Source organism: Alishewanella sp. HL-SH06 (assembly GCF_052656265.1).
On sequence record NZ_CP199752.1, the window covers coordinates 1,052,623 to 1,072,943 of the forward strand.

The 20,321-nt window shown below is 48.4% G+C and carries 18 protein-coding genes; 6 read left to right on the forward strand and 12 right to left on the reverse strand.

The window, feature by feature from the left end; all coding sequences use genetic code 11:
• Positions 1 to 4 precede the first annotated feature (4 nt).
• The 3 genes from ACUJFK_RS04830 to panP all read left to right on the forward strand — a co-directional run bounded on the left by ACUJFK_RS04830 (position 5) and on the right by panP (position 3,467).
• Positions 5 to 931, forward strand: a complete 927-nt coding sequence (locus ACUJFK_RS04830) for an ABC transporter ATP-binding protein (protein WP_226749539.1) — start codon at positions 5 to 7, stop codon at positions 929 to 931.
• Positions 928 to 1,698 (forward strand): ABC transporter permease, encoded by a 771-nt coding sequence (locus ACUJFK_RS04835; RefSeq protein ID WP_226749540.1) that lies wholly within the window; start codon positions 928 to 930, stop codon positions 1,696 to 1,698. The genes ACUJFK_RS04830 and ACUJFK_RS04835 overlap by 4 nt, the downstream gene beginning before the upstream one ends.
• A 122-nt stretch (positions 1,699 to 1,820) precedes the next feature.
• Positions 1,821 to 3,467, forward strand: a complete 1,647-nt coding sequence (gene panP, locus ACUJFK_RS04840) for a pyridoxal-dependent aspartate 1-decarboxylase PanP (RefSeq protein WP_306177102.1) — start codon at positions 1,821 to 1,823, stop codon at positions 3,465 to 3,467.
• A gap of 30 nt (positions 3,468 to 3,497) precedes the next feature.
• Here the strand turns inward: panP and frdD are convergent, their stop codons facing one another.
• From frdD to dksA, 12 genes are all read right to left on the reverse strand, one after another.
• The gene (gene frdD, locus ACUJFK_RS04845) at positions 3,498 to 3,878 is read right to left on the reverse strand and encodes a fumarate reductase subunit FrdD (protein ID WP_445426237.1); all 381 of its coding nucleotides are present in this window, start codon (positions 3,876 to 3,878) and stop codon (positions 3,498 to 3,500) included.
• Entirely contained in the window at positions 3,875 to 4,264 is a 390-nt protein-coding gene (locus tag ACUJFK_RS04850) for a fumarate reductase subunit C (RefSeq protein ID WP_226749543.1), read from the reverse strand. The genes frdD and ACUJFK_RS04850 overlap by 4 nt, the downstream gene beginning before the upstream one ends.
• 9 nt (positions 4,265 to 4,273) lie before the next feature.
• The gene (locus ACUJFK_RS04855; RefSeq protein ID WP_306177099.1) at positions 4,274 to 4,987 is read right to left on the reverse strand and encodes a succinate dehydrogenase/fumarate reductase iron-sulfur subunit; all 714 of its coding nucleotides are present in this window, start codon (positions 4,985 to 4,987) and stop codon (positions 4,274 to 4,276) included.
• Positions 4,987 to 6,762: a fumarate reductase (quinol) flavoprotein subunit gene (frdA, locus tag ACUJFK_RS04860; protein WP_445426238.1), complete on the reverse strand. Its 1,776-nt coding sequence runs from the start codon at positions 6,760 to 6,762 to the stop codon at positions 4,987 to 4,989. Before frdA ends, ACUJFK_RS04855 begins: the two co-directional genes overlap by 1 nt.
• A 27-nt stretch (positions 6,763 to 6,789) precedes the next feature.
• Positions 6,790 to 7,683 (reverse strand): prenyltransferase, encoded by an 894-nt coding sequence (locus ACUJFK_RS04865; protein WP_445426239.1) that lies wholly within the window; start codon positions 7,681 to 7,683, stop codon positions 6,790 to 6,792.
• A 313-nt stretch (positions 7,684 to 7,996) separates the two neighbouring features.
• The gene (locus tag ACUJFK_RS04870) at positions 7,997 to 8,833 is read right to left on the reverse strand and encodes a DUF72 domain-containing protein (RefSeq protein ID WP_445426240.1); all 837 of its coding nucleotides are present in this window, start codon (positions 8,831 to 8,833) and stop codon (positions 7,997 to 7,999) included.
• A 27-nt stretch (positions 8,834 to 8,860) separates the two neighbouring features.
• Positions 8,861 to 9,703 (reverse strand): pantoate--beta-alanine ligase, encoded by an 843-nt coding sequence (panC, locus tag ACUJFK_RS04875; RefSeq protein ID WP_445426241.1) that lies wholly within the window; start codon positions 9,701 to 9,703, stop codon positions 8,861 to 8,863.
• Entirely contained in the window at positions 9,704 to 10,498 is a 795-nt protein-coding gene (panB, locus tag ACUJFK_RS04880; RefSeq protein ID WP_226749549.1) for a 3-methyl-2-oxobutanoate hydroxymethyltransferase, read from the reverse strand.
• Positions 10,499 to 10,512: 14 nt separating this feature from the next.
• Entirely contained in the window at positions 10,513 to 11,052 is a 540-nt protein-coding gene (gene folK / locus ACUJFK_RS04885; protein ID WP_226749550.1) for a 2-amino-4-hydroxy-6-hydroxymethyldihydropteridine diphosphokinase, read from the reverse strand.
• A complete protein-coding gene (gene pcnB / locus ACUJFK_RS04890; RefSeq protein WP_445426242.1) occupies positions 11,045 to 12,532 on the reverse strand; it encodes a polynucleotide adenylyltransferase PcnB in 1,488 nt (495 codons plus the stop codon). Before pcnB ends, folK begins: the two co-directional genes overlap by 8 nt.
• A gap of 76 nt (positions 12,533 to 12,608) precedes the next feature.
• The gene (gluQRS, locus tag ACUJFK_RS04895) at positions 12,609 to 13,514 is read right to left on the reverse strand and encodes a tRNA glutamyl-Q(34) synthetase GluQRS (RefSeq protein ID WP_445426243.1); all 906 of its coding nucleotides are present in this window, start codon (positions 13,512 to 13,514) and stop codon (positions 12,609 to 12,611) included.
• Positions 13,515 to 13,530: 16 nt separating this feature from the next.
• Complete coding sequence (gene dksA, locus ACUJFK_RS04900; protein WP_226749552.1) at positions 13,531 to 13,980, reverse strand: RNA polymerase-binding protein DksA; 450 nt, start codon at positions 13,978 to 13,980, stop codon at positions 13,531 to 13,533.
• A gap of 290 nt (positions 13,981 to 14,270) precedes the next feature.
• On the opposite strand from dksA, the gene pepB reads away from it, so the two are divergent.
• Genes pepB through mrcB form a run of 3 tightly spaced genes read left to right on the forward strand, consistent with a single transcriptional unit; the run spans position 14,271 to position 20,311 of the window.
• Positions 14,271 to 15,578 carry an aminopeptidase PepB gene (pepB, locus tag ACUJFK_RS04905; protein WP_445426244.1) on the forward strand — a complete coding sequence of 436 codons (1,308 nt, stop codon included), beginning with the start codon at positions 14,271 to 14,273 and terminating at the stop codon, positions 15,576 to 15,578.
• A gap of 52 nt (positions 15,579 to 15,630) precedes the next feature.
• Positions 15,631 to 18,087 (forward strand): ATP-dependent helicase HrpB, encoded by a 2,457-nt coding sequence (gene hrpB, locus ACUJFK_RS04910; RefSeq protein WP_445426245.1) that lies wholly within the window; start codon positions 15,631 to 15,633, stop codon positions 18,085 to 18,087.
• Positions 18,071 to 20,311, forward strand: coding sequence for a penicillin-binding protein 1B (gene mrcB, locus ACUJFK_RS04915; RefSeq protein WP_445426246.1), 2,241 nt, complete (start codon positions 18,071 to 18,073; stop codon positions 20,309 to 20,311). The genes hrpB and mrcB overlap by 17 nt, the downstream gene beginning before the upstream one ends.
• The last annotated feature ends 10 nt before the right edge of the window (positions 20,312 to 20,321 follow it).

The following is a 20,321-nucleotide window of genomic DNA, read 5'->3' on the forward strand; positions in this document are numbered from 1 at the left end:
AACATTGGAAATTGCACTGGATATTTCAGATCTGCATAAAATTTATGGCAGCGGCACGGTGGCGTTGTCAGGCATTGATTTGCAAGTTAAGCAGGGTGATTTCTTTGCCTTACTTGGCCCGAATGGCGCAGGTAAAAGCACCACTATTGGTGTGATCAGCTCGTTGGTGAATAAAACGCAAGGTAAGGTGCGGGTGTTTGGCTTCGATATCGATACACAGTTAGAAGCAGCGAAAAGTTGCTTAGGGTTGGTACCGCAAGAATTTAACTTTAACCAGTTTGAAACGGTGTTACAGATTGTGATCAATCAAGCGGGTTATTATGGCGTACCGAAAACGGTGGCGTTAAAACGCGCCGAAAAGTACCTCGGGCAGCTTGGTTTGTGGGAAAAACGGTCGGCGCCGGCTCGTGAGTTATCCGGTGGTATGAAGCGGCGTTTGATGATAGCGCGGGCGCTAATGCATGAGCCTAAACTATTGATATTAGATGAACCTACCGCTGGCGTGGATATCGAATTACGCCGCTCGATGTGGGAGTTCTTAAAAACCATTAATCAGCAAGGTGTCACCATTATTCTGACCACGCATTATTTAGAAGAAGCCGAAATGCTCTGTCGCAATATTGCCATTATTGATAAAGGCAATATTGTTGAAAACACCACTATGAAGGCATTGCTGGCCAAGCTGGGCAAAGAAACCTTTATATTCGATGTGGCACAGTTGCCTGCAAATTTACAATTAACCGACTTTGTTTGGCGACAGTTGGATGAACAAAGTATTGAAGTGGATGTAGAAAAATCGCAAGGCTTAAACCCTATCTTTAGCCAACTCAGTGCGCAAGACGTCAAAGTGCTATCGATGCGCAATAAAGCGAATCGTTTAGAAGAGTTGTTTGTTACTTTAGTAGAGCATGGTCGGGAGGTGGCAGTATGAGAAGCCAGTACTTGATTGCATTACAAAGTATTTTAAATAAAGAAATTACCCGCTTTATGCGGATCTGGGTGCAAACCTTGGTGCCACCCGCCATTACCATGAGTTTGTATTTTGTTATTTTTGGTAGCTTGATTGGCTCACGTATTGGTCAGATGAATGGCTTTAGCTATATGGAGTTTATTGTACCTGGCCTAATTATGATGTCGGTGATCACCAATTCTTACACTAATGTTGCCTCATCGTTTTTTAGTGCGAAGTTTCAACGTAATGTCGAAGAGTTATTAGTTGCGCCAGTGCCAAATTTTATCATCGTGCTGGGTTATATTGGCGGTGGTATGGCGCGTGGCATGTTGGTCGGTTTAATCGTAACCATCTTGTCGTTGTTTTTTGTGACGATCCAAATTCATAATTTGGCGATCATTATTGTTACGGTGATTTTAACGTCTATGCTGTTTGCTTTAGGTGGCTTAATCAACGCGGTGTATGCGAAAACCTTTGATGATATTAGTATCATCCCCACCTTTGTCTTAACGCCATTAACCTATTTGGGAGGGGTGTTTTACTCGTTGTCGTTATTGCCTGGTTTTTGGCAAAAAGTTGCTGCTTTAAATCCAATAGTGTATATGGTTAACGCCTTTCGCTATGGTTTCTTAGGGTATTCAGACGTCAGTCTGTGGTTAGCGCTAGCAGTAGTTTTAGGATTTATTATCGTTTTATTCAGTTATGCCATGTATCTTATTAACAAAGGTATAGGTTTGCGTAGCTAAATACTAAATCCCGGATACAGGGATATGATTTTTGCAGACATTTAATGGTTGCAACCATAACACTCCAGGTTGGTGTATAAACCAACCTAGGGTTAATCGAATGCAGCAAGGTACTGAAAGGCATGAATGACCAAACAAAACGACAAGCAACCGCTTCGGAAGAAGCGTTGTGGCGGATCTTTACTGTACCGGAAGCACCGGACTCGACACTGAGTATTATTGAGCAGAATTTGTCGCAGAATTTGGCTGGTTTTTTAAACGAGAGCATTGTTGCTGTCGAAAAACCGCTATGGCAAATCGAGCGGGATTTTCAGGCATACCAGATCCCAGAACAACCCAGTTTTGTCTCTGACTATACCGAAAGCATTATGCAAAAGCTGGTTGCACACTCTGTGCATACGGCAGCGCCCAGCTTTATTGGCCATATGACGTCAGCCTTACCCTATTTTGTGTTGCCGCTGTCGAAAATGATGGTAGGGCTTAATCAAAATTTGGTGAAGATTGAAACCTCGAAAGCCTTTACGCCATTAGAGCGGCAAGTACTCGGCATGATGCACCATTTAGTGTACGGCGAGCGCGAAGGGTTCTATAAAAAATGGATGCACAGTGCCAATCACTCGCTCGGCGCGTTTTGTTCTGGCGGCACCATTGCCAATATTACCGCATTATGGATTGCGCGTAACAAACTACTGAAAGCTGAGGGTGATTTTAAAGGTATTGCAAAAGAGGGCTTATTCCGCGCGATGCAGCATTACGGTTATCAAGGGTTAGCCATTGTCGTGTCTGAGCGGGGGCATTACTCGTTAGGTAAAGCGGCTGATGTGCTTGGCATTGGCCGTGATTCGGTTATTTCGATAAAAACTGACGCGAATAACAAAGCCGATATTACCGAGATGCGCCGGGTGTTGAACGAGCTACAGCAAAAGCAGATTAAAGTGTTAGCGATTGTCGGAGTGGCCGGTGCAACAGAAACCGGTAACGTGGATCCGTTAGATAAATTGGCCGATCTGGCCGCTGAATATCAGTGTCATTTCCATGTTGATGCCGCCTGGGGCGGTGCGACGTTATTTTCGGCTAAGCACCGAACTCTGCTTGCGGGCATAGAGCGCGCCGACTCGGTGACCATTGATGCGCATAAACAAATGTATGTGCCAATGGGCGCGGGCATGGTGGTGTTTAAACATCCGTCTGCGGCAAATGCGATTGAGCATCATGCTGAATATATATTGCGTAAGGGCTCTAAAGATCTCGGCAGCCAAACCTTAGAAGGTTCTAGGCCGGGCATGGCAATGCTGGTGCACGCGTGTTTGCAAGTGATTGGCTATAAAGGCTATCAGATCTTAATTGAACGCAGTATCGAAAAAGCCAAGTACTTTGCCACGCTGATTAGCCATAATATTGATTTTGAGCTGATCACTGAGCCTGAACTGTGCATTTTGACCTATCGCTATGTTCCCGCGCAGGTGCAAAAAGCGCTGGCGCATGGCACGCCTGAGCAACGCCGCCGTATCAATGAGCTGTTAAATGGTTTAACGCAGTTTATTCAAAAACGGCAGCGGGAAGAGGGGAAATCTTTTGTCTCTCGTACCCGGTTAACTCCTGTGCGCTATGATCGACAAGAAACAATCGTCTTTCGCGTGGTACTGGCGAACCCCCTTACCACAGAAGAGATTCTGCGTGAGGTCTTAGTGGAACAAGATCAGTTGGCGCAATTAGACAAAGACTTCTATCCCAGATTACGCCAATTTGCTGCTGATATCTTAGCTTAATCCTGACTCTGACGCTGCGGCGTCGGGGGTTTAGCTTGCACTTAGGCCTAAATACCAAAAATACAGCGCCATTGCACTTAACAAGCTGGCGCTACCATAGCAGAGCACTTTACCCCAGCCGCCCGCTCTGAGCATTAAGTCATGCATACCATGATGCACGCGGTGCATGGCATGAAACAGCGGCATACACAGCCCTGCGCCCACCAGCACTAAGCCTGCTAATCCCCAATAATCGCTAAAGAGCCACTGGCGTATTTTTGCATAATCTAAAGCGTTTTCCGGTAATAATCCCAAAGGATAGGCAATCGCGAGGGTAAGAATTAACCCTGGGATCAGCACGGCAAAACACACACCGCCGGCACTAAATAAAGCCCACCAAATCGGTTCATCAGAACGGGCCGGTTGCGTCATAGCACACCCCCTAATAACAATGCGAGTAATAACGTCACGCTGAGTGTGCCAAGCCATTGCCCTGCAATCATTAACGGCGCTGGCAGAATGGGTAACACCCGAGGAAACAATTCAAAAAAGGTTTTGGCATGAAACAAACTAGCAAAAAAGGTCAAAAGGTTTAGGCCAATCACCCAAGGGGTGGCCATAAAGGCAAGCCAATTCAACCAGCTTTGTTCGCTATGTTGCAAACTGTACAGGCCGGTTAGCAGGCAACCACAAAAAAACAATAAGGGTAAAACGGTCGCTTCACGCAGCATATAACGTTGATAGTAGCCATGCTTTAACCACCAATTGCGCCGCAGTTGACTCTGATAAGCTTGGTTAACCTGACGGGGTTCTGACATGATGCGCTCCTAAGGTTTAAAGATACCAATCACAAAGTCCGCAGCAGACGCTACTTTACCCTGATTGACGGCCGCAGCCGGATCGAGTTGTTTTGGGCAGACATCCGAGCAAAAGCCGACAAAGGTACATCCCCAGACGCCATTTTTACCGTTAAGCTGCGGCATGCGCTGTGCTTTTCCCTGATCGCGACTATCGAGATTATAACGCTGCGCTAAAGTCAGCGCGGCGGGCCCTAAAAACGCTGGGTTTAAACCAAATTGCGGACAAGCGGAATAACATAAACCACAATTAATACAGTTGGAAAACTGAGCATACTTCGCCAGCTGTTTTGGTGTTTGCTGATGCGGCTGTAAGCGGGTGTCGTGGTTAATGAGGTAAGGTTTGACTGCCTGCAAATGGGTTAAAAACACTGACATATCAGAAATCAGATCTTTTTCGGTGGCAAAGTGTGCTAAGGCTTCCAGCGTGATGTCATCTTTATAATCACGCAGAAACGTTTTACAGCCAAGCTTCGGTATGCCATTGACCATCACACCACAGGAGCCACAAATAGCCATGCGGCAAGACCATCGAAAAGCCAGCGTTGGATCCAGTTGCTGCTGAATATACAACAATGCATCGAGCACCGAAGTACTGTCATCGCAGGGTACAGTGAAATGCTGCGGATGCGGTTTGTGATCTTGCTCTGGGTTGTAGCGTTGAATCACCAGTGTTTTCTGCATTAACGCTGCTCCTGTTGGCTAGGCTCTTCACCATAACGTCTGACCGCCGGTTTGCTCTGAGTGATACGCACGGGCTGATAACGAATACTGGCAGTTCCTTGCTCGGTTAACTGGGCTAGGCTATGTTGTAGGAAGCGGTCATCATCACGCTGTTGCATACCGTCATCGAGGCGCTGATGAGCGCCTCGAGACTCTTGCCGTGCCAATGCACTGCTGACCATAGCATTGGCCACATCTAAGCCGAAGCCTAGCTCATAATGTTGAATTAACTCAGTATTAAAGACCTTACTGTGGTCGCTGACGAACACCTGTTGATAACGTTGCTGCAAGTGCGTCAGAGTAGCTAAACATTGTTGCATACCCGCAGTATCACGATAGATGCCACAACCTTGTTCCATTGCCAGTGTCATCTCATGGCGAATTGCGGCGACACTGTCGGCGTTTTTTACACCGAGTTTGGCTTGCAACTGTTGCTGTTGCTGCTGGCAGTACTGAACCACTTCAGTGCGAGTAGCGGCCTTAGCCGTTTTAGCAAAGCTGACCGCTTGCTTACCGGCAACATGACCAAACACCAGTAATTCGCTTAAAGAGTTAGATCCCAAGCGGTTGGCCCCGTGCAGCCCCACAGAGGCACATTCGCCGACGGCAAATAAACCGGCGATACTGGTTTGGCATTGGGCATCAGTTAAAATCCCCCCCATGGTGTAGTGCACGGCCGGTCTGATCGGTATTAAGGCTTTTGCGGGATCGACATTGACATAAGCCTTAGCTAATTCACAAATAAAGGGCAGTCGTTGTTGCAGATGGCGTTCGCCTAAATGGCGCAAATCTAAATAGACAACCGCATGCCCCTGAAAATCACCCGTTCGGCCCTGCTGCTGTTCATGCCAAAAGGCTTGCGATAATTTATCGCGCGGGCCCAGCTCCATACATTTATTTTCCGGCTTACCCAGCGGAGTTTGAGGGCCTAGGCCATAATCTTGCAAGTAACGGTAGCCGTCACGATTGAGTAAAATGCCACCTTCACCACGGCATGCCTCGGTAATTAAGATGCCAGAGCCGGGCAAACCGGTTGGATGGTATTGCACAAACTCCATATCGCGCAGCGCGACACCATGCCGATAGGCCAGTGCCATACCATCACCCGTAACAATGCCACCATTGGTGTTGTGGTGAAATACTCGGCCAGCGCCCCCTGTTGCCAGAATGACGCTTTTGGCATGGATCTGATACAGTTCGCCCGTGTTGAGTTGTATGGCAAGTACACCAACTATCTGTTGCTCATGTACTAATAAATCTAAAACAAAAAACTCATCTAAACGCTGAATACTCGGGTATTTAAAAGATGTTTGAAACAACGTATGTAAAATATGAAAACCGGTTTTATCTGCGGCGAACCAAGTTCGCTCGGTTTTCATGCCGCCAAAGCGTCTGACTTGAATACTGCCATCCTCGCGTCGGCTCCAAGGGCACCCCCAATGTTCTAAATTAACTAATTCTTCATAGGCATGTTGCACAAAATACTCAACCACATCTTGGTCTGCTAACCAATCGCCACCCGTAACAGTGTCCTCAAAGTGACCTTGCATACTGTCTTGCGCCAAGGTTACTGCGGCGGCACCTCCTTCGGCAGCAACGGTATGTGATCGCATGGGATACACTTTAGATAACAGGGTGATTCGACAAGCCGGGTCGGCTTCTGCTGCAGCGATCGCCGCTCTTAACCCCGCGCCACCCCCACCTATGATGGCGATATCGGTTTCTAGTACCTGCATCTAAAATCCTTAAAAGTGTACGAGTGTTTAAACTGCCGCCCAAACGAGGCCGGCACAAAGTAACAAGGGATACACATGGCAAAGTATGACGTTTATCCCAAGATAGGGACTAAGTTCGGTCGGTTGGTCGGCATACTTAAAAATGCCCGGCAGTAACTTCAGCAATAAGGGTAAACTGAGTAAGCCTAGCAAGGTTTGCCAGGGTAGTAATTGCATAACAACGGCTATGATCAATAGGCTATAACTGGCAAAACCGAAGCCAGTAAACACCATGGCGCTGCGTCGACGACCAATAACAATGGGCAGATGATTGCGGCCGACTTGACGATCCGCTTCAACATCAGGAAATTGATTTAGCAGCAGTAAATTACTGACTAACAAACTGATAATCATCGCTAGTACCCAAGCACCGGCGGTTAAGCCCCCAGCAAACACCCAAAAGGCGCCCAGTGTCATCAGTAAGCCGAAGCCAAAACCGGGTGCTAATAAGCAGGCTAATGCGTTTTTATTCAAATACTGAGTATAGGCATAAATAATCAGCACACCGGGGATACCAATCAACAGTAATTGCCAGTTTTGCTGAAAGCTCAGATAAAGACCGGCAAAAATGACCACACATAACGAAATAATCGCCAGTTTCAGCGCAATACTACTGGCTTCAGGGTGGTTTACTAAGGTACCACTGCCACCACTAAATGGCGTTCGCTGGGTTAAAAAATCGAGCCCCGATTTAAAATCAAAGTATTCATTAAAGGCATTGACGCTGATATGAGCACTGAGCGCCATTAAGGTCACCAGTAGGTAGTTTTGCCATGTTGACATGGCCACCATTTGCCAGCCTGCCGTAGCAGCCAGTAACACACACACTAGCGTTAAAGTAAGAAAGTTTGCGCGACTGACGCCGAAAAGTACTGCAAGCAAGATCATATCCTTATGTTGTTTAATAAATACGATACGCTAAGGTTATGCTTATTGAGTATGGCGGCAAGTTACTGTAATGGCTTTTACCCGTTGTAGCCGACACAACACTCATACAGCTCAGCAGCATCGAGTAAAGCTTGTCAGCCGTTAGCTGCGGCATAATGCTTAACATCAACTCTGTTATAGTACAGGTATTGCGTTAGCAGCGGTTTGATCTACATTATGCTTGCGTTGTTTTGTGGCAAAACCAGTGCAAGCCAGAGAGTGAGCTTATTTAAAGGTTAGGAAGAGTTATCAGTAAAAGCAAATAGCGCTACCATAAGGCTAATTGATCGCGCTGCTCGCCTGGCCAGGGGGCAAGTACTGCGTGTTGTAGCTCAGGCAGTTGATGTTGTAAATCACGGGTAAATTGCCGAGCTAACGCAGGTGCCCCCAGATTGTCAGGGGTATGGAAATAGCAATAGGGTGTTTTACCTGCACGCAGCCAGCTGGCAATTTTAGTTAGCCAAGGTTGGTAATAATGCTGGTTAATGCTGGCGTCAGCACAACCAATAAAGCGCATCACAGGCGTTTCAGTTAAACAAATGGCATGTACCGGTAAGCGAGGTTTTTTTTGCTGCGCATCCAGCAGTGCAGGGCTATTGGCGGGTACCGAAAATAGCGCTCGGCTATCTAACACTACGCGTTCGGTTTGATAGTGGCTCAGCAGGCGGTTTAGCTGCACCTCAGCATCGCCTTTGTCAAAAAAAGCGGGATGGCGAACCTCAACACAGATGGGGGTTAACGGCCTTAAGATATCCAGTTGTTGCGTCAGCCAGTCGAGATTAGCTGGGCCTGTGCTGGCAGGCAGTTGTAAATGGATCATACCCAATAACGGATGTAGCGGGCTGAGCAATTGCCACCAAGCTTGCAGTTCAGCGGTATTATCACTGTGTAACTGATGTGACAGCCGCGAGGGGACTTTTAATTGTAAGCGAAAGTCTGCAGGTAACAGCGATGCCCAGCGTGCTATTGTTTTGGCATCTGGATCGGCATAAAAACTGGTATTGCCTTCCACCGTGTTAAACACGGCGGCATATTGGGCTAAAAAAGCGTGTTGCGGCGTGTCATCAGGGTACAGGCTGCCTTTCCACTGCGGATTGGCCCACATGGGGCAGCCCAAATACAACTGCACTGCTTAAACTTCCAGATTATCAATCAATCGGGTCGTGCCAAGCGCTGCAGCCGCTAAGATCACTTTCGGCTCGGTGGCGTGCTCTGCCAGTGCCAAGGTGTGTTGATGACTAATATCAAAATAATCAGGACGAAAACCCGCTTCAGTTAAGTCGGCTTTGGCTTGACGCTCAAGTGCCCGATAATCATGCTGGCCGGCCAAGATGGCCGCTTTTACTTGCTGTAAAATCTGATATAGCGCCGGCGCTTGCTGGCGCTGACTTGCGCTTAAATAGCCGTTTCGCGAACTTAAGGCTAAGCCATCGGCAGCGCGCTCAGTAGGCACACCAATGATCCGAATAGGAAAAGACAAGTCTGTGACCATTTGCCGGATAATCGCCAGTTGTTGATAGTCTTTTTGACCAAAACAAGCGACATCGGGTTGCACTAAATTAAATAGCTTACTGACGACGGTACTGACACCGCGAAAATGCCCGGCACGGCTGGCGCCACAATGCAGATCGCCGAGTAAAGGCACTTCAACATAACTTTGTACGTCTAAACCGCGTGGGTACATGATCTCAGGAGTGGGGGTAAACAAAGCGGCGGCGCCGTGCTGTGTTAAACCAGCAATGTCATCCTCTAAAGTGCGAGGATAGCTGGCCAAATCTTCGTTTTGACCAAACTGCATGGGATTAACAAAGATGCTGCAAATCACTTGATCGGCTTGTTGCTTCGCAACATCAACTAATTTTAGATGGCCAGCATGCAGATTACCCATCGTCGGCACAAAAGCGATGCTTTGTCCCGCTTGTCGCCAGCGCAGAATTTGGCTGCGTAGCTCATTAACAGATTGCAGAATATTCATTTAATTAAAACTGTGCTCTTGGCTTGGAAAAACGCCGGATTTGACTTCACTGACATAGCTGGCAATGGCGCTGCGGATCTCGCCCGTTTGGGCTAAATAATTTTTAGAAAATTTCGGGATGTAACCACTGCTAATACCTAAGAGATCATGCATTACCAGCACTTGGCCATCGGTAACATTACCGGCTCCAATGCCAATCACTGGGATAGTCAGCGCTGCGGTGATCCGCTGTGCCAGTGGCGTTGGAATGCACTCTAGTACTAATAACTGTGCCCCTGCAGCTTCTAAAGCTAAAGCTTGACGCAGCATGGCATCGGCTTTCTCTGCCGTTTTACCCTGTACTTTATACCCTCCCAAAATATGTACAGATTGCGGTGTTAGGCCCAAGTGACCACACACCGGTACTCCGCGTTCAGTTAAGGCGGTAATGGTGGGTAATAAAAAGTCACCGCCTTCTAGCTTGACCATATTCGCGCCTGCTTGCATCAAGGGTACGACGCTTTGCAACGCTTGCTCGGTACTGCCGTAACTCATAAAAGGCATATCAGCGATAACGAAAGCTTCTGGCGCACCTGCACGCACAGCACGAGTATGGTAAGCGATATCTTGGACAGTCACAGGCAGGGTATCGCTATGGCCTTGTAACACCATACCGAGAGAATCACCTATCAGCAGAACATCAACGCCTTGCTCAGCAAACAGTTTAGCAAAGCTAGCATCGTAAGCGGTCAACATGCTGATTTTATCGGCTTGTTGTTTCATTTTTTGTAAGACTGCGGTGGTTATCTTCGCCATATCATCGTATCCGACTAATTGTCTGAGGGTGCACCTTCGCACAAAGTACCTTGAGCGGCAAGTTGCAGCGGTTGCAAGCCATTTAACGGCACGGCGCTAAGCCATTGCGATAGGGCAGTGCCGTCGGGTAATACTAAGTTCGGCGCAATCTCTGCTAATGGGTACAGCACAAATTCGCGTTTTGTCATACCGTAATGCGGCACGGTTAGGTTGGGGGTATCAATCTGCTGTTGCCCAAATAATAATATATCCAAATCGAGAGTGCGCGGCCCCCAGCGTTCGGCTTTACGCTGCCGTCCTTGTTCCAGCTCAATCTGTTGCAAAGCCTGCAGTAATTGCTGTGCACTAAGTTCGGTATTTAAGGCCGCCACCGCATTGACATAGTCAGGCTGGTCTTGCGGCCCCATCGGCTTAGAACTGTAAAAACGCGATACGTGCAACAGTTGGCAAGCAGGCAGTTGCGCTAATGCTGCCACCGCTCGCTGTAACTGGGCGACGGGCTCTGTGAGATTCGCTCCCAAGCCGATATAGCATAATTCTGTCTGCTTAATCATGGCTCGGTTTACGTTTGTAATTACGCCGACGCTTCGGTCTTTCTTGTCCTGCGCGGCCCAACTGCTGAATTAACTCTAATCGATTCGCTTCGTCGGTAAACTGAAATTGTTCCCACCACTGTGCTAATTCCGGCAAATCGCCGCCTTCGGCCGCTGCTCGCAGCACCAGAAAATCATAGGCACCGCGAAACTTGGTTTGTTCCATAAGCTTATAAGCCCGCCGACCCGCGCGCTTCGTCAGGCGACCTTGTAACAGCCAGATGTCACGCATGGCTAGGCTAAAGCGTTTAGGAATGGCAATATTGCGCTGCACATCATCCAAAATTTCGGTCATGGCGATACTAAAAGCGTCGTTCTCGTTTAAACCGCTTTCAATGAGTAAAGTTTGAGCGCGTACTTCAACCGGGTACCAGAGTAATGCTGCAAAAATAAAGGCGGGAGTCACCGGTTTATCTTGCGCTACACGTTGATCCGTATCTTGTAACGCTCGGGTGATCAGCTGAAAGGCTTTGCCTTCAGGCTCTTGTTTCAGCAGTTTTTCTAACTGTGGCAACAATTGCTTCAGCACTTTTAATTCACGCATCAGCATGAAGTTATCGAAACCTTTTCCGGCTAACCACATTTTTACCAGTTCATCAAACAAGCGTGGTGCCGGAATGTTTTTCAGCAATACCGCTAATTGCGGGATCGGTGCAGCCGTCTTCGGCGCCAATTGCATATTCAGTTTGGTGGCAAAACGAATGGCGCGTAAAATTCGCACCGGATCTTCGCGGTAACGAACGTCAGGATCGCCAATTAATTCGATATTGCGATTGGCGATGCTTTGCATGCCCTCGGCAAAATCGTAAATGGTAAAATCTTTGATCGAGTAATACAGCGCGTTAACAGTGAAGTCACGACGTTCAGCATCTTCTTCAATGGTGCCATAGACATTATCCCGCAGGATCTGCCCATGATCGCTTAAGCTAGCGATTTTGTTAACATTTTCATCGTCTTCGGCACCGCTATGGTGGCCACGAAACGTTGCTACTTCGATGACTTCACGGCCAAAAACCACATGCGCTAAGCGAAAGCGGCGGCCAATTAAGCGGCAGTTACGAAAGACCTGTTTAATTTCTTCTGGGCGAGCATTGGTCACCACATCAAAATCTTTTGGTTTTAAACCAATCAGTAAATCGCGGATACACCCGCCAACCAAATATGCCTCAAAGCCAGCGTCTTTTAGACGATAAAGTACCTTCAGCGCATTCGGGCTGATGTCTTTGCGAGAAATCGAGTGTTGATCACGGCCAATAACACGCATCGGCGGTAAGCTAGAGACGGCAGTTTTTGCAACGGCAGCCACTGGCTCAGTCGTTACGGTTTCGGTATTTTTTGCGCCAAGGGTACGACGGCAAAAGTCAATCACGCGCGAAATAATGGTGTTTCTCCTCAATGGAAACGAACGGGCTGTTTTGAGCCGAAAAAACCGGCGTATCATACCTGAATCTGCAGAAAATGAGAATGCAAGGCGACACTCTCTGTATTTTAATTACGCTGAGTGAATGTCGCGCAAATTACGCAAAATCTGCACAGCGAATTTCGAGTTGTTTTGGTACTTTCGCCAGCTGCCAGTGCTGGGTAGCCCAAGCAAGTATTTCCGTTACTGGCGCTTGCCGCAGTTCATCAGGCGGGGCATGGCCTAGCAAAAGTAATGCCGCCGTTAAACTGTGATGATTTGGCCAATGAGCGAGGGCGCTTGCATGGTTTTGTTTACTCAGTTTTTGCCCCGGCGCGGTAACGGCTAAGGGTAAATGGCCGTACAGTGGCGCGGTTTGCCCCAGCAATTGAAACAAATGTTGTTGCCTGGGAGTCATACTGAGTAAATCGGCTCCTCGGATCACTTCGCTGATCTGTTGATCCTGATCATCAATCACCACCACCAGTTGATAACTAAATAACCCATCACGGCGCTTAACGATATAATCTTCTGCAGCTAAGGCGGCATCGATACGCTGGTTACCAAACACCTGATCATGGAAATGACAATGCACATCTGCCGCACGCAGACGCCAGGCTAAAGGCGGTGTCGTCAATTGTTTAGCGGCACAGCGCCCGTTATAGAGGCCGCCGGCGGCTTGGATTGCTTTGCGTGAACATTGGCAACCGTACAACAAGCCTTGTTTCTGCAGTTGATTAAATACGTCTTGATAGCGATCCAACCGTTGGCTTTGATAAATAACCGGGCCATCCCAGCATAAACCAAAGCTTTCTAGGGTGTGCATAATGTCGCTATCGGCATTGGCTTGCATGCGAGGCGTATCAATATCTTCGATACGTAACAGCCATTGGCCTTGCTGACTTTTTGCTTGAAGATAACTACCAACAGCCGCCACAAGTGAGCCAAAATGTAATGGCCCCGAGGGGGAGGGAGCAAAACGGCCGCGATAACCGGCCGTTTGCGTTGCAAGATGCACTGACACTGAGGTTGCCGCAGCGTTAACCGCCGAGTTGCTTCTCTTTGATTTCAGCCAGCGTCTTACAATCAATACATTGATCAGCAGTAGGACGTGCTTCTAACCGTTTTATACCGATTTCGATACCGCAGGTATCACAGAAACCAAAGTCGTCATTTTCGATCTTTTGTAACGTTTTTTCAATTTTCTTCAGCAACTTACGTTCACGATCCCGTGCGCGTAATTCTAAACTGAATTCTTCTTCTTGAGCTGCACGATCCACTGGATCAGGAAAATTGGCTGCTTCATCAGCCATATGTGTTTTAGTGCGATCCACTTCTTCACGAAGTTGTTGGCGCCATGCATCCAGAATTTTCCGGAAATGCTCCAACTGCTTCGGGTTCATGTACTCTTCCCCGACCGCTGCTTCATAGGGAACTACGCCCGCTAGCGCTAATAGCCCAAGGGATTTATTGTTATTGCCTACTGGCATGATTCTCTCCTGTACAATCCCACCAAGCCAAAAAGCTGGCGGCTATAGATAGCAGAATATCACCGCTACCGCAATCACTAATAAAAAACCGCGGAAGTATACAGACAGACCGCCTTGCCGTCACTTATTTTCGATAAGTCTGCATTGACTTTCGCTCAAGTGAGTAATAATAAACACTTATTTTGCGTTATTTGTTAAGCGCACTGCCGTTAGCAAAGTACTGCAGTGTGCTACAATACGCCATCAGCCAGCAGATGGCTTACTTTGCCCTTTTATTTTCGGAGCTAAGAATGAATTCAAACAGTTCAGTACTTCACATCAGTTTGCAACAGCAACCCGCCGCGGCCCAGTTTGGCGCTAATGCGTTAATTAGCCCCAGTGAGCAAGGTTATCAAATTCATCTTAGCGCAGGTCAAGAGCGCCGTAACGTGCAAAAAGCCGCTCGGATGCTTGATGGCTTAGGCGTAACGTCGTTGCAATTAAGCGGTGAGTGGCCGCTGGAATTACAGTGGGCATTTTATCAAGGTTTTGTGAATGCCAAGCGCCAAGGTGGCGTGCACTTTACCGGTGATAGCGCCACAGTCAAACTATTAGAGCAACAAGCGCATTGTTTCCAGTTTGCTAAAGCGTTAATTAATCAAACCCCTGAGCAATTATCACCAGAGAAGTTAGCCGCACAAGCCGCTGCCTTTATTGAAGAAGTGGCTGGCACTGCTAAAGTGAGCTATCGCGTGATCAGTGGTGAGCAATTAGTCAGCGAAGGCTGGCATGGTATTTATCAAGTAGGTCGCGGTAGCGTGCGAGCGCCCGCAATGTTAGAACTGGATTTTAACCCCAGCGGTAAAGCGGATACTCCGGTGGCGGCTGCCTTGGTCGGTAAAGGTATTACCTTTGACAGTGGTGGTTATTCGATCAAAGCGACCGAAGGCATGTTGCACATGAAATGTGATATGGGCGGTGCCGCTACGGTGACCGCGGCGTTAGCCTTGGCTATTTTGCAGGGCTTAACCCAGCGGGTTAAACTGATTTTGTGCTGTGCTGAAAACTTGATCAGTGGTCATGCTTACAAATTGGGCGATATTATTACTTATAAAAATGGCACTACAGTCGAAATTGTTAATACCGATGCTGAAGGGCGTTTAGTGTTGGCCGATGGCTTACAAATGGCAGCGGAAAGTGGTGCGCCGTTAATTATTGATGCGGCGACGTTAACCGGTGCAGCCGTAACGGCGGTTGGCTCAGAATACAATGCCCTGTTTGCATTAGATAAACCCTTAGCACAACGCGCGCTAAGTTATGCCGAGCAGCAACAAGAGTTACTGTGGCAACTGCCTTTAGAGCCTTGGCATCAGCAACAGTGTCCGTCGGCCTTTGCCGATACCGCTAACAGCCGGCCAGTAAAAGGCGGTGGCGCCGGTGGTGCCAGTAATGCAGCCGGTTTCTTAAGTCGCTTTGTGCCAAATAATGGCCAAGGTTGGTTGCACTTTGATTTAGCGGCAGCCTATCGTGATAGCGCTAATGGCTTTTTAGCCGTGGGCGCAACGGGTCAAGGGATCCGCACAATCGCGGCTATGTTGTTACATGAATTATCGGCGTAATTTAACTTGTCACCCTGGCCGCATTTCTGCGACCCGTGCTGAGTAGCGGTTGGTGTTACCTGTAAACGAGATTATGCCAAGGCTCTGTCAGCTACTGCAGCATGAGCCTAAGGTTATTCTGTCGGCGCCACCGGGTGCCGGCAAATCGACTTTTTTACCGTTGTATTTGCTCAAGCACCCCGCTTTTGCAGGTAAGCGGCTGCTATTGCTTGAGCCTCGGCGCTTAGCCGCACGCACCATCGCCAGTTATCTCGCCGCCCAACTGAATGAGCCCGTTGGACAGACGGTGGGGTATCAAATTCGCCAAGACAGCCAATATTGCGCTGAAACTCGGCTGCTTATTGTCACCGAAGGTATTTTAACGCGGAAAATTCAGCAAGACCCTGAGCTGAGTAGCGTGGATATCCTGATTTTTGATGAGTTTCACGAACGCTCTTTGCATGCTGACTTTGGGTTAGCGCTGGCGCTTGAAGTACAACAACTGAACGAGCAGCTGCGTATCTTAGTGATGTCGGCGACCTTGGACACCAGTATGCTGGCCCGCTATTTACAGGCACCAGTATTGCAAAGCGAAGGGCGCAGTTATCCGGTAAATATCGTTTATCAACCGTTGAATAAAGAGCCCATCGCGCAGCAAAGTGCCCGCTTAGCTCTGCAGGGCTTTTGGCGTCATCAAAGTAGTGTTTTGGTCTTTTTACCCGGCCAAGCAGAAATTAATCAGGCTGCGCAGTGGTTAGCTCAGCAAGACTTAGCGGCAAATCTGCGCGTATTGCCACTGTTGGGCAGTATGAGTTTGGCGGCACAACAAGCCGCAATAGCCGCTCCGGCGACAGGGCATTATAAAATAGTATTGGCTACGAATTTAGCGGAAACCAGTTTAACCATTGAAGGCATTCATGTGGTGGTCGACAGTGGTGTCGCAAGACGTGCCAGTTATCATGCCCGCAGTGGCCTGACGCGCTTAGATACGGTTGCCATTAGCCAAGCAGCGGCAATACAACGAGCCGGTCGAGCTGGACGACTTGGCGAAGGTTGGTGTTATCGCTTAGACAGTGCTGAACAATGGCAGCGGCGAACGGCTTTTGAACCTGCAGAAATTGAGATCAGCGAGTTAACCAGCTTACGCTTAGAGATTGCCGTTTGGGGTTGCCAACCGGCAGACCTAAACTGGTTAACCTCGCCACAATCAGCAAACTTAGCGGCGGCAACAGCCCTGTTGCAACAACTTGAAGTGCTGGATCAGCGTGGGCAAATCACGGCTTATGGTCAAACACTTTATCAATTTGGCACCGATATACGCTTAGCCAGTATGTTACAGCACGCCAAAACGTTAGAGACCACTCAACCCGGTGCGCTGTGGCTAGCCGCTTTGCTGGCCGCCTTGCTAGAAGATAGCCGCGATTTGCAAGAGGATCTTTACCGCCAAGTGCAGCGCTTAGCAGAACGTCCTGCGCAAGAGCAGCGGCGTTATCAACAAGCCGAAGTATTTGCTAAGCGATTGGCCGCTAAAAAATATACCAGCTTGCCGCTTGGTTTGTTACCCGTTTTATTGTTACGAGCATTTCCAGATCGGTTAGCACAGCGCCGTGGCCAGGGTTATTTGTTAGCCAATGGCGTGGGCGCCAGTTTTCCCGCCAACCATCCGTTACAGCAGCAAGATTTAGTGGTGGCCGTGAGTATTACACAAACAGCGCAAAGCAACCGGATGCAACAAGCGGTAGCCATTGCGCTGCCTGATATTCTGGAGGATTGGCCCGCGCTAGCATGGCAGCCTCATACCGGCTGGGATGAAAAGCAAGCGGGCTTTTATAGTGAGTCGCAACGTCTGTTTGGTGAAATTGTGCTGCAGCGGCGGCCGCAACCCTTACAGCTTACTGCCGCTGAAAAGCAACAAGCTTGGTTAGCTTACTTAGCGAAAAAAGGCATAGCGATATTACCCTTTAATGCGCGCTGTCAGCAGTTACAACAGCGTGTCGCCTTGTTAACGCAACACCAGTATGCTGGCTTGCCTGATCTCAGTCTGTCAGGGCTGACCACGAATATGACGAGCTGGTTAGGGCCTTATTTAGCGAATATCAATAAAGTTAATCAGCTAGCGCAATTACCCCTGTATGATCTTCTCTGGCAGCAACTTAGTTATAGCCAGCAGCAACAACTGAATCAATGCTTACCCGAGTTTTTTACCACGCCGGCACACAGCCGGGTGGCGATTGATTATTGCTTACCTGGCGGGCCGGGTTTTTCAGTAAGGGTTCAGGAAATGTATGGTCAACTAACCACGCCGCAAGTGCTCGATGGTAAATTGGCGTTAAGTGTGACCTTGCTATCGCCTGGCAGACAACCACTACAAATTACCCGTGACTTGGCCAGTTTTTGGCAGCAAGGCTGGCATGAAGTAAAAAAAGAAATGAAAGGCCGATATCCGAAACATTTTTGGCCGGACGATCCTGCGAAAGCCTTACCGACGACTAAAACCAAAAAAGCGATGCGCTATGACTCGAACTCGTAAAAAAGTGCCCACCTCCGCTCGGCCAGCTCGCTGGTGGCGATTGATTTGGATAACCTCTTTAAAGCTCGCTTTGGCAGGATTTCTAGGGCTGTTTTTGTATTTTATCTATCTCGATAGTAAGATCACCAGCACCTTTTCAGGGCAAAAATGGCAAGTGCCAGCACAAATTTATGGCCGCAGCTTAGAGCTGTTTCCTGGCAAATACCTGACACAGAAACAGTTGGTGCAAGAGCTGGAGCAGCTGCAATACCAACGCGTAAATGCAGTGTCTGGGCCAGGACAATTTCGCACCAGTGGCAACACAGTAGAGATTTTTCGCCGTAGTTTTACCTTTGTCGATGGCACTCAAGCCGCTTCACGTTTTAGTGTCGAGTTTAATCGCAGAGGCATCAGTGCATTGCTGCAACAAAAGTCACCATTAAGCATGGCACGCCTTGAGCCGCAATTAATCGAGCATTTGGTGTCACCCCACCAAGAAGATCGTGAATTAGTGCGCTTAGAGTGGGTGCCAAGCTTGCTGAAAGAAACGCTATTGCTGGTAGAAGATCGCGATTTTTATCAACATCGTGGCGTATCGCCGTTATCGGTATTACGTGCCTTGTGGGTCAATATTACGGCGGGGCGCACCGTGCAGGGCGGCTCGACGCTGACCCAGCAGTTAGCCAAGAATATGTATTTAACGCAGGATCGCACGCTGCTGCGCAAGGTTAACGAAGCGATGATTGCCTTGGTGCTCGATTATCGTTTTAGTAAGGATCAGATCCTTGAGGCTTACCTGAATGAGATTTACCTTGGACAAAATCATGCCACGGCGGTGCACGGTTTTGGTTTAGGCAGCCGTTTTTATTTTGGTAAACCGCTCACTGAACTGAATGCCGATCAGTACGCCTTGTTAATCGGCATTGTTAAAGGCCCAGGTTACTACGATCCACGCCGGTTTCCAGAGCGTGCCAAGCAGCGGCGAGACTTAGTGCTGCGGCTGATGTTTGAGCAACATTTATTAGATCAACGTGCTTACGAGCAGGCGTTAACTCGGCCGGTAGAAGTGGTGGCAAGAGGGCAATACTTAAATGCCAACTTCCCGGCTTATATGGATGCCGTGAAACGTGAATTACGGCAACTAGCGCTGGACAGCAATCTGATGCACAGTGGCATTAAAGTGTTTACTTATTTGGATCCGATGGCGCAAACCCAAGCCGAGCGCACGGTGACTCAGCTGGTTCCGGCTATGGATAAAGAGCTAGAAGCGGCGATGCTGGTGGTGGATTATCAACGGGGCGCTGTTCAAGCCTTGGTAGGCGGTAAAACTGCGGGGTATGCGGGTTTTAACCGTGCACTGGAAGCACGGCGGCCTATTGGCAGTTTAATTAAACCGGCCATTTATTTAGAAGCGTTGGCACAACGGGGTCGCTACACCCTAGGTAGCATGCTCGACGACAGCCCGCTGAGCTTACGCAGTAATAATCAAGAGTGGCAACCGCAGAACTTTGATAAGACATTTCGCGGTAATGTCTCTCTCATGCGCGCTTTGGCTGACTCATTAAATGTGCCAACGGTGCGGCTGGGCTTACAACTGGGTATGCCTAAATTGCAAGAAGCCCTGCGCCGTTTGGGCTTAGAGCGTAATATTACCTTGTACCCATCAGCGTTGTTAGGCTCGTTAGAACTTTCACCTTATGAAGTCAGTCAGCTTTATCAAACCATCGCCAATAATGGTGTACATCAAAGCTTGGCCACGGTACAGGCTGTCACCGATCAAAATGGTGCGGTAGTGTATCAACGTAATTTGACCCCGAGCGTGCGTTATCCTGCCGCAGATGTTTATTTATTGCATTATGCGATGATCGAATCAACCTTAACGGGCACCGCGCAATCTTTAGCACGCACCTGGCCACAACCTACGTTTGCGGGTAAAACCGGCACCTCGAGTGATTATCGGGACAGTTGGTTTAGCGGTTTTGATCAAGATCGATTGGTGACCGTTTGGTTGGGGCGAGATGATAACAAATCGACCAATTTAACCGGGGGTAGCGGCGCTTTACGGGTGTTTACCGATTATTTTAAACAACAAGGCACCCATAATTTAATTCGGTATATGCCCGAACAAGTAGAATGGCAACGTTTTTCGACGCAAAGCGGTTTACCCGTCCCTGAGTATTGCCCGAATAGTTGGTTATTGCCGGCCCATCAAGACAGCGTATTAGCATTAAATCAGTGTGATTAACCGATAAAAA